The following is a 10306-nucleotide window of genomic DNA, read 5'->3' as shown; positions in this document are numbered from 1 at the left end:
GCCGTACCACTCCAGGGTTTCAAAAAGTCTTAAGAGATCGGGGAGGAGAAGGGGTGTGGCTCAGGAGATGCCGAGTTCGTTACTGATGAAGTCGAAGACGTCATCGTCCGAGGCCGATGCGAACCTTTCGGTCGCGGCGGGCTCGGCGCCGGGCTCTTCCTCAGCGCTGCACAGCTTCAGCAACTCCTTCAATCGCAGCGATATCTCGCCTCGGGCACCATGAGTGGATTCCTCGGCCGTTGAAACAATCTCCGAAATGTTGGACGCGAGACGGTCGAGCTCCCCGAGCACGGCGTCGAAGCGTTTGGGGCCGTCCTCGCTCAACTCGCTCCGCAGGTGGTCGGTCAGGGCCTGAGGGGTCGGATAGTCGAAGGCGATCGTGGCCGCCAGCCGCAGTCCCGTCGCACTGTTGAGCCGCTTCCGCAGCTCGAGGGAGGTGAGCGAATCGAAGCCGAGTTCCTTGAAGGCCCGGTCGGGGGTGATCGCGTCGGTGGAGGTGTGGCTGAGTACCCGCGCGACCTGCGTACGCACCAGGTCCAGCAACCGGAGGCCCTGTTCACCCGCCGAGAGGCGGGCGAGTTCGGCGCGCAGCGCCCCGCCCGGATCGAGGTCGGTGCTCACGCTGTCGACGGTCGACGCCTCCAGGACGCGGCGCGCCTCGGGGATGCCGCCGATCAGCGGCGCCGGGCGTTCCGCCGCGAGGCGGGGTGCGCACAGTTCCCAGTCCATGTCGGCCACCGCGATGCAGCTCTCGTCGCGGTCCAGCACCTGGTCCAGCACGGCGAGGGCGTCCTCGGGGTCCATCGCCTCGAAGCCACTCTGCTGGGCCCACTTCTCGCGGGTCTCGCCGGTGGCCAGGCCACCGCCGCCCCAACGGCCCCACGCCACCGAGGTGCCCGGCAGGCCGAGGGCCCGGCGCTCCTCGACGAGCCCGTCGAGGTACGCGTTCGCCGCCGCGTAGTTGCCCTGCCCCGGCCCGCCCACGGTGCCCGCCATCGACGAGAACATCACGAACAACGACAGCCCCGTCGTCTCGCGCGTCAGCTCGTCCAGATGCCGTGCGGCCTCGGCCTTCGGCCGCGACACCTCCGCAAGCCGCTCCGGTGACAGCCCCTGTACGACGCCGTCGTCCAGCACCCCGGCCGTGTGCACCACGCCCGTCAGCGGCGGCAGTTCGCCCAGCGAGCCCAGCAGCGCCGCCAGCTCACCCCGATCCGCCACATCACACGCCGCGACCGTCACTCCAACGCCCGCAGCCGACAGCTCGGCCTCCAGCTCGGCCGCCCCCGGCGCGTCCGACCCGCGGCGGCTGGTCAGCACCAGATGCTCGACGCCACGCCCCGCCAGCCACCGGGCCACATGACCGCCCAGAGCGCCCGTACCGCCGGTCACCAGCACGGTCCCGCTGCCCTGCCAGCCCCCATCGGCACTGGTCCGTCCGGCACGTACCAGCCGCCGTCCGAAGACCCCCGAGGACCGCACCGCCACCTGATCCTCGCCCTCGGCTCCGGCCAGCACCCCGGCCAGTCGGGACAGCGCCCGGTCGTCCGCCGTCTCCGGCAGATCCACCAGGCCACCCCACACCTCCGGATGCTCCAGCCCCACCACCCGGCCGAAGCCCCACACCGCGGACTGCGCGGCACCGACGGCGCGCGCATCGCCGCCCACACCCGCCGCGCCACGCGTGGCGCACCACAGCCGCGCCTCGACCCCTGCGCCGTTCAGGGCCTGGAACAGGCCCAACGTCCCTGCTAGCCCTGCCGATACGCCCCCGCCGACCGGGTGCGGCGACTCGTCCAGCGCGAGCAGCGACACCACCCCCGCCAACGGCCCCGCATCCGCAACCTCCGCCACACGGTCGGCCCACTCCTGGCCGCCGGCCCCGGCCTCCAGCATCACCACTTCCGCGCCAGCCCGCGTCAGCGCACCCGACACCGACTCCGCCACGGCGGCAACACCCTCCCCCCCGGACGGAACCACCAACAGCCACGCACCCGACAACCGCGCCGACGACTCCACCGCAACCGGCTGCCACACCACCCGGTACTGCCAACCCTCCCACCGCACCCGCTCCCGACGCCCCCGCCGCCACGACGACAACGCCGACAACACACCACTCAACGACTCCTCCGACGACACCTCCAACGCCGAAGCAACCCCCGCCACATCACCACCCTCAACCAACTCCCAGAAGCCCGCGTCCACCTCATCGACCTGGTCAGCCCCGCCGTCCACCGGAGCCTCCAGCCAGTAACGACGCCGCTGGAACGCATACGTCGGCAGATCCACGACCGACGCACCCGCGCCCTCGAACGCCCGCGCCCAATCCACCTCCACACCCTGAACCCACACCTCAGCCAGCGAGGTCAGGAACCGGTCCAGACCGCCGTCATCACGACGCAGCGTGTCCGCCACCACCGGGGCGGCCGTCGGCTCCAGCTCCTCCAGCGTCTCCAGGACGCTCGCGGTCAGCACCGGATGCGAGCTGACCTCGATGAACGTGCCGTGTCCCTGCTCGGCCAGCGCCTCCACCGCGGGCTGGAACCGCACCGGCCGGCGCAGGTTCCGGTACCAGTACCCGGCGTCCAGCCCAGCCGTGTCCAGCAGCTCACCCGTCACCGTGGAGTAGAACGGCACCTGCGAGGCCCGCAGCTCGACACCGGCGACGATCTGCGCCAACTCGGCTTCCAGCGACTCGACGTGGGCCGAGTGCGCGGAGAAGTCCACCCCGGGGACGTTCCACCGCATCACCCCGGCCTTCGCCAGGACCACGCCCAGCTCCTGGAGCGCGTCCGCGTCGCCCGAGACGACCACCGTCCTCGGGCCGTTCACCGCGGCGATCGAGATCCGGTCGCCGAACGGCTCGATCCGCTCGCGCACCCAGTCCTGCGACGCCACGATCGACAGCATCCCGCCACGACCGGAGATCGCCAGCAGCGCACGGCTGCGCAACGCCACCACTCGGGCCGCGTCCTCCAGCGACAGCACACCGGCCACGCACGCGGCGGCGATCTCGCCCTGCGAGTGGCCCACCACCGCCGACGGCTCGACACCGTACGAACGCCACACCTCGGCCAGCGACACCATCACCGAGAACAGCACCGGCTGCACCACGTCGACCCGGTCCAGCGAGGGCGCGTCCGGCTTCTGCCGCAGCACACCTTCCAGGTCCCAGTCCACGAACCCGGCCAGCGCGGCCGCACACTCCGCGATCCGCTCCGCGAACACCGGGGAGCCATCCAGCAGCCCCTGCGCCATCCCCGCCCACTGCGAACCCTGGCCCGGGAAGACGAACGCCACCCGGCCACCAGCGCCTGCGGCGGCGCCCGTCACCAGCCCAGGAGCCTCCTCGCCCCGCGCCAGCGCATCCAGCCCGGCGACAAGCTCCTCGCGCGCGGCACCGGTCACCACGGCGCGGTGCTCCAGCGCCGCCCGGCCCGTCGCCAGCGACCAGCCCACGTCCACCGGCGACAACGTTCCGCCAGCCTCGACATGGGCCAGCAGCGCGGCCGCCTGGCCCCGCAGTCCCGTCGCTCCTCGGCCGGACACCACCCAGGGCACCGCCACCGGCTCGACACCGGCCGCCTCCCCCGACTCCACCTCGGGTGCCTGCTCCAGGATCACGTGCGCGTTCGTCCCGCTCACCCCGAACGAGGACACAGCCGCCCGGCGCGGACGGCCCTCGATCTGCGCCCACTCCTGGGCGTCGGCGAGCACCTCGACCGCACCGGCCGACCAGTCCACCTTGGTCGACGGCTCGTCCACGTGCAGGGTCCGCGGCAGCACACCGTGCCGCATGGCCTGCACCATCTTGATGACACCGGCCACGCCCGCCGCCGACTGGGTGTGCCCGATGTTGGACTTCAGCGAGCCCAGCCACAACGGACGCCCCTCGGCGCGCCCTTGCCCGTACGTGGCGATCAGCGCCTGCGCCTCGATCGGGTCGCCCAGCTTCGTCCCCGTACCGTGCGCCTCGACCGCGTCCACGTCCGTCGCCGCCACGCCCGCGTTGGCGAGCGCGGCCCGGATCACCCGCTGCTGCGACGGACCATTCGGCGCGGTCAGACCATTGGACGCACCGTCCTGGTTCACCGCCGAGCCCCGCACCACCGCAAGCACCCGGTGTCCGTTGGCCCGCGCGTCGGACAGCCGCTCCAGCAGCAGCATGCCCGCGCCCTCGGACCAGCCCGTGCCGTCCGCGTCGTCCGAGAAGGACTTGCAGCGGCCGTCGGGCGACAGGGCCCGCTGACGGCTGAACTCCACGAACTTCAGCGGCGTGGACATCACGGCCACACCACCGGCCAGCGCGAGGGTGCATTCGCCGTTGCGCAGCGCCTGGGCGGCCAGGTGCAGGGTCACCAGGGACGACGAGCACGCCGTGTCCACCGTCACCGCGGGGCCCTCGAGACCGAAGGTGTACGAGATCCGCCCCGAGGCGACGCTGCCCGCACTGCCGTTGCCGAGGTACCCCTCGAAGCCCTCGGGAGCAATCGGCAGCCGCGCGCCGTAGTCGTTGTACATGACCCCGGCGAAGACACCGGTCATGCTGCCCTTGAGCCGTACGGGGTCGATCCCGGCCCGCTCGAACGCCTCCCACGACGTCTCCAGCAGCAGCCGCTGCTGCGGGTCCATCGCCAGGGCCTCGCGCGGCGAGATACCGAAGAACTCCGGGTCGAACTCGGCCGCGTCGTGCAGGAAGCCGCCCTCCCGGGCGTACGTCTTGCCCTGGCGCTCCGGGTCCGGGTCGTACAGCCCATCGGCGTCCCAACCGCGGTCCACCGGGAACTCCGAGATCGCGTCGACACCCCCCGCGACCAGGTCCCACAGCTCCTCGGGGGACCGCACACCGCCCGGGTAGCGGCAGCCCATCCCCACGATCACGATCGGGTCGTCGTCGGCCGCGACCGCCGAAGCCACGGGCACCACAGCCGTGTCCGCGGCGCCGAACAGCTCGCCGTACAGGTGGCGGGCGAGCGCGTCGGGCGTGGGGTGGTCGAAGACCAGGGTGGCGGGCAGCCGCAGCCCCGTCGCCCCGTTGAGCCGGTTACGCAGCTCCACGGCGGTCAGCGAGTCGAAGCCGAGGTCCTTGAACGCCCGGCTCTCCTCCACCGCCCCCGCCGAACCATGGCCCAGGACGGTCGCCACCTGCCCCCGTACCAGCTCCGTCAGCGCACGCGTGCGCTCGCTCGGCGACAGCCCGGCCAGCCGCTGCGCCAGACCGGTGCCCAGCCCATCGCCCTCACCCGCACGCGCCCGGCGCATCGGTCCCCGCACCAGGCCGCGGAGCATCGTCGGTGCCTCGTCGCCCAGCGCACGCAGCGCGGCCATGTCCAGCCGCACCGGCAGCAACAGCGCCTCATCGGCCGCGACACCGGCGTCGAACAACGCCAGCCCCTCATCCGACGACACCGCCGCAAGACCCGAACGAGCAATCCGCGCCAGATCCGCCTGACCCAGCTCACCCGTCATCCCACTGCGCTGCTCCCACATCCCCCACGCCAACGACGTCGCAGGCAACCCCTCAGCCCGCCGCACCGCCGCCAACGCATCCAGGAACACATTCGCCGCCGCGTAGTTGCCCTGACCCGCACTGCCCAACACACCCGCGGCCGACGAAAACAACACGAACGCCGACAGCCCCAGCTCACGCGTCAACTCATGCAGATTCCACGCCGCATCCACCTTCGGACGCATCACCCCATCGACCCGCTCCGGCGACAACGCCGACACCAGACCGTCATCCACCACACCCGCCGCATGCACCACCGCCGTCAACGGACGCTCAGCCGGAATCCCCGACAGCAGCCCGGCGAGGGCCTCCCGGTCGGCCACATCGCACGCGGCCACCGACACATCCGCACCCAGCCCCGACAGCTCCGCCACCAACTCCGACGCGCCCTCGGCATCCGGGCCACGACGGCTCACCAGCAGCAGACGCCGCACACCGTGCTCCACCACCAGATGCCGGGCCACCAGACCGCCCAGCGCCCCCGTGGCACCCGTGACCAGCACCGTTCCGTCGCCATCGGGGCCGGTCCAGGACGGAGCCGCCTCCCGCCCGGACGGCACGACCGACGCCATCCGCGGTACGCACACCCCACCGCCGCGCACCGCAAGCTGCGGCTCGTCCGCGGCGCCGAGCACCCACGCCAGGACGGCCGGGGGCACGTCCTCACCGTCGGTGTCCACCAGCACGAACCGGCCCGGGTTCTCCGACTGCGCCGACCGCAGCAGCCCCCACACCGCGGCCGCCGCCAGATCCTCGACCGTCTCCTCGGCCCCGGCCGCCACCGCGCCCGATGTCACCACCGCCAGTCGCGATCCGGCGAACCGCTCGTCCGCCAGCCACTCCTGCGCCAGGGCCGCGGCGTCCCGGACGGCCCCACGAGCCGCGTCGGCCGTCCCGCCTGAAACGGCGGCCGGGGCGGGGAAGCGGCACACCACGAGGTCCGGAACCGTCGCACCCGCCTCGACCGCTTCCGTCAGGGCGGCCAGGTCTTCGTACGTCCCGACCGTCCCCGTTGCCCCGGTCTCGTCCGGGGCCTCCTGCCGCACCGTGGTCCACTCGACGCGGAACAGCGCATCGCGGTGTGCGCTCTGTGCGGCGGCAGCGGCGAGCTTGAGCTGTTCGGGGTCGACCACCCGCGTCACCAGCGCGGCGACCGTCGCGACGGGCTGTCCCGCGCCGTCCGCGACCGTCACCGACACCGCGTCTCCACCGGCCGGGGCCAGGCGCACCCGGAGCAGCGAAGCGCCCACCGCGTGCAGCGTCACCCCGCGCCACGCGAACGGCAGCCGCGCCCGGTCGTCGGAGAAGAATCCGCCCAGCCGCAGCCCGTGCAGCGCCGCGTCCAGCAGCGCCGGATGCACGCCGAAGCGTGCCGCCTCCTCCTGCTGCTCCTCGTCCAGCGCGACCTCGGCGAACACCTCGTCGCCGCGCCGCCACGCCGCCCGTACGCCCTGGAACACCGGCCCGTAGCCCTGCCCGGCGTCGGCCAGCGCGTCGTACAGCCCGGCCGTCTCCACCGCGGTGGCTCCGGCCGGGGGCCACACCGCGAGGTCGGCCGCGGGCTGCGCACCGCCCGCTGCCAGCACACCCGTGGCGTGGCACGTCCACGTCTCCTCGGGTGCCGCCGACTCCCGGCGCGAGTACACGTTCAACGCCCGTCGGCCCGCCTCGTCGGGTTCCCCGACGGTCAGCCGCAGCCGTACGCCACCCTGCTCGGCGACCACCAGCGGCGCTTGGAGCGTCAGTTCCTCCACCACATCGCAACCGACCTGGTCACCGGCGCGGGCCGCCAGCTCCACGAACGCCGTCCCGGGCAGCAGCACCGCACCGGCCACCACGTGGTCGGCCAGCCACGGATGCGTACGCAGCGACAGCCGACCGGTGAAGACCACACCGTCGGAGTCGGGGAGGTCCATGGCCGCACCAAGGAGGGGGTGTTCGGTCGGCAGCAGGCCGACCGAGCCCAGGTCCCCCTTCGCACCGGGGGTGACCTCTATCCAGTACCGCTGACGCTGGAAGGCGTACGTGGGCAGGTCGACTCGGGACGCACCCGTCTCCTCGAACGCCTGCCGCCAGTCCACGGCCACGCCGAGGGTCCATGCCCGGGCCACGCCCTCGAGGAACGCCTGCTCCTCGGCGCGGTCCGCCCTCAGCACCGGCACGAACGCGGCGTCGTCGCCGGTCACGCACTCCTGCGCCATGGCGGTGAGCACACCGTCGGGGCCCAGCTCGACGTACGTGGTGACGCCCTGCGCCTCCAGGGCGCGCACACCATCGAGGAAGCGCACCGCCTCGCGGACGTGGCGCACCCAGAAGTCGGGGCTGGTGATCTCCTCGGCGGAGACCAGTTCGCCCGTCAGGTTGGACACGATCGGAATGCGCGGCGCTTCGTACGTCAGTCCCTCGGCCACCTCGCGGAACGCGTCCAACATGCCGTCCATGCGCGGCGAGTGGAACGCATGGCTGACCGCGAGCCGCTTGGTCTTACGACCCAGCGCCTCAAAGCCCGCCGCAATCTCCAGCGCCGCGTCCTCATCGCCCGCGATGACCACGGAGGTCGGCCCGTTCACCGCGGCGATGCTGACGCGCTCGGTCAGCAGCGGCGCCACCTCGTCCTCCGACGCCTGCACCGCGACCATCGCGCCACCGGCCGGAAGCTCCTGCATCAGGCGGCCACGAGCGGCCACGAGCGCGCACGCGTCCGCGAGCGACAACACACCCGCCACATGCGCGGCGGCCAGCTCACCGATCGAGTGCCCCGACAGGAAGTCGGGCCGCACACCCCACGCCTGCACCAGCCGGAACAGCGCCACCTCCACCGCGAACAGCGCAGGCTGGGTGAAACCGGTCCGGTCCAGCGCGGCGGCGTCCTCACCGAACAGCACGCCCTTCAACGGCCGCTCAAGGTGCCGGTCCAGCTCCGCGCACACCTCGTCCAGCGCATCCGCGAACACCGGATGGGCGTCATACAGCGCACGCCCCATGCCCAGCCGCTGACTGCCCTGGCCCGTGAACAGGAACGCCACCCTGCCCTCGGCCACCGAACCCGCCACCAGGCCCGGGACGGGCTCGCCCCGCACCAGACCGCCCAAACCGGCGATCAGACCCTCGCGGTCGGGAGCGACGACCACCGCACGGTCCTCCAGCGCGGCCCGCCCCGACGCCAGCGACCAGCCCACATCCACCGGCGACAGCCCGCCATCGCCCTCCACCCGGGACAGCAGCCGCGCCGCCTGCCCCCGCAGCGCCTCGGCCCCACGGCCCGACACCACCCACGGCACCGCCACCGCCACCGGCACCACACCGGCCGCCTGCTCCGGCTCCACGGCCGGGGCCTGCTCCAGGATGACGTGCGCGTTGGTCCCGCTCGCGCCGAAGGCGGACACGCCCGCACGCCGCGGACGGTCTTCGGCCTCCGGCCACGTCCGCGCCTCGCTCAGCAGCTCCACCGCACCCGCGTCCCAGTCCACCTTGGACGACGGCTCACCCACATGCAGCGTCTGCGGCAACACCCCGTGCCGCATGGCTTCCACCATCTTGATGACACCGGCCACACCCGCCGCGGCCTGCGCATGCCCGATGTTGGACTTGAGCGACCCCAGCCACAGCGGCTGACCCTCGGCACGCCCCTGCCCGTACGTGGCCAGCAGCGCCTGCGCCTCGATCGGGTCGCCCAGCGTGGTCCCCGTACCGTGCGCCTCCACCGCGTCCACATCGGCTTCCGACATCCGCGCGTTGGCGAGCGCGGCCCGGATCACGCGCTGCTGCGACGGGCCGTTCGGCGCCGTCAGACCGTTGGACGCGCCGTCCTGGTTCACCGCGGACCCACGCACCACCGCCAGCACCGGGTGGCCGTTCGCCTGGGCGTCCGACAGCCGCTCCAGCAGCAGCATGCCCGCGCCCTCGGACCAGCCCGTACCGTTCGCGTCATCCGAGAACGACCGGCACCGGCCATCGGGCGACAGGCCGCGCTGACGGCTGAACTCCACGAACAGGCTCGGCGTGGCGAGGACGGTGACGCCACCGGCCAGCGCCATCGAGCACTCGCCCGCGCGCAGCGCCTGCACCGCCAGGTGCAGCGCCACCAGCGACGACGAGCACGCGGTGTCCACCGTCACCGCGGGGCCCTCAAGCCCCAGGGTGTACGCCACCCGGCCCGAGGCGATGCTGCCTGCGCTGCCGTTGACGAGATAGCCCTCGAACTCGTCCGCGCTGCCGCCGTAAATGCGGGCAGCGCCATAGTCGTCGTACATCACGCCCGCGAAAACGCCGGTCCGGCTGCCGCGCAGCGAATCCGGTTCTATTCCGGCTCGTTCGAGCGCTTCCCAGGAGGTCTCCAGCAGGAGGCGCTGCTGGGGGTCCATGGTCATGGCTTCGCGCGGGGAGATGCCGAAGAACGCCGGGTCGAATTGATCGGCGTCGTGCAGGAAACCGCCCTCGCGGGCATAGCTCTTGCCCTTGGCATCGGGGTCGGAGTCGAACAGGTCGTCAAGGTCCCAGCCACGGTTGGTGGGAAATCCGGAGACCGCGTCGGCACCGGAGGCCACGAGGTTCCACAGCTCCGCAGGAGACTCCACACCGCCCGGGTACCGGCAGCTCATCGCGGTGATCGCGATCGGCTCCGCGCTGCCGTCCGCCAGCTGCTGCAAGCGCTGCCGGGCCTGGTGCAGATCCCCGGTGACGCGCTTCAGATAGGCACGAAGCTTGTCTTCGTTTGCCATCCCCGTGGTTTTCCTCTCCCCGTTCAAAGAAATTCACGCCGAGCAGCGTCCAGCCATAGCGGGTACGGCAATGCTG

At 72.5% G+C, this 10306-nt stretch carries 1 protein-coding gene; it reads right to left on the bottom strand.

All coding sequences use genetic code 11. The features are described from left to right. Positions 1-60: 60 nt before the first annotated feature. Positions 61-10230: a type I polyketide synthase gene (locus HYQ63_RS28815; protein ID WP_179936769.1), complete on the bottom strand. Its 10170-nt coding sequence runs from the start codon at positions 10228-10230 to the stop codon at positions 61-63. Positions 10231-10306 lie beyond the last annotated feature (76 nt).

Source organism: Streptomyces sp. Rer75, assembly GCF_013414305.1.
In the GTDB taxonomy this organism is placed as follows: domain Bacteria; phylum Actinomycetota; class Actinomycetes; order Streptomycetales; family Streptomycetaceae; genus Streptomyces; species Streptomyces himastatinicus.
Note: the sequence above shows the minus strand (reverse complement) of the source record. Positions and strands in the feature narration are given on the sequence as shown.

Coding starts and splice junctions, on each gene's coding strand:
- HYQ63_RS28815 (WP_179936769.1), bottom strand. CDS start 10,230: ATGGCAAACGAAGACAAGCTTCGTGCCTATCTGAAGCGCGTCACCGGG.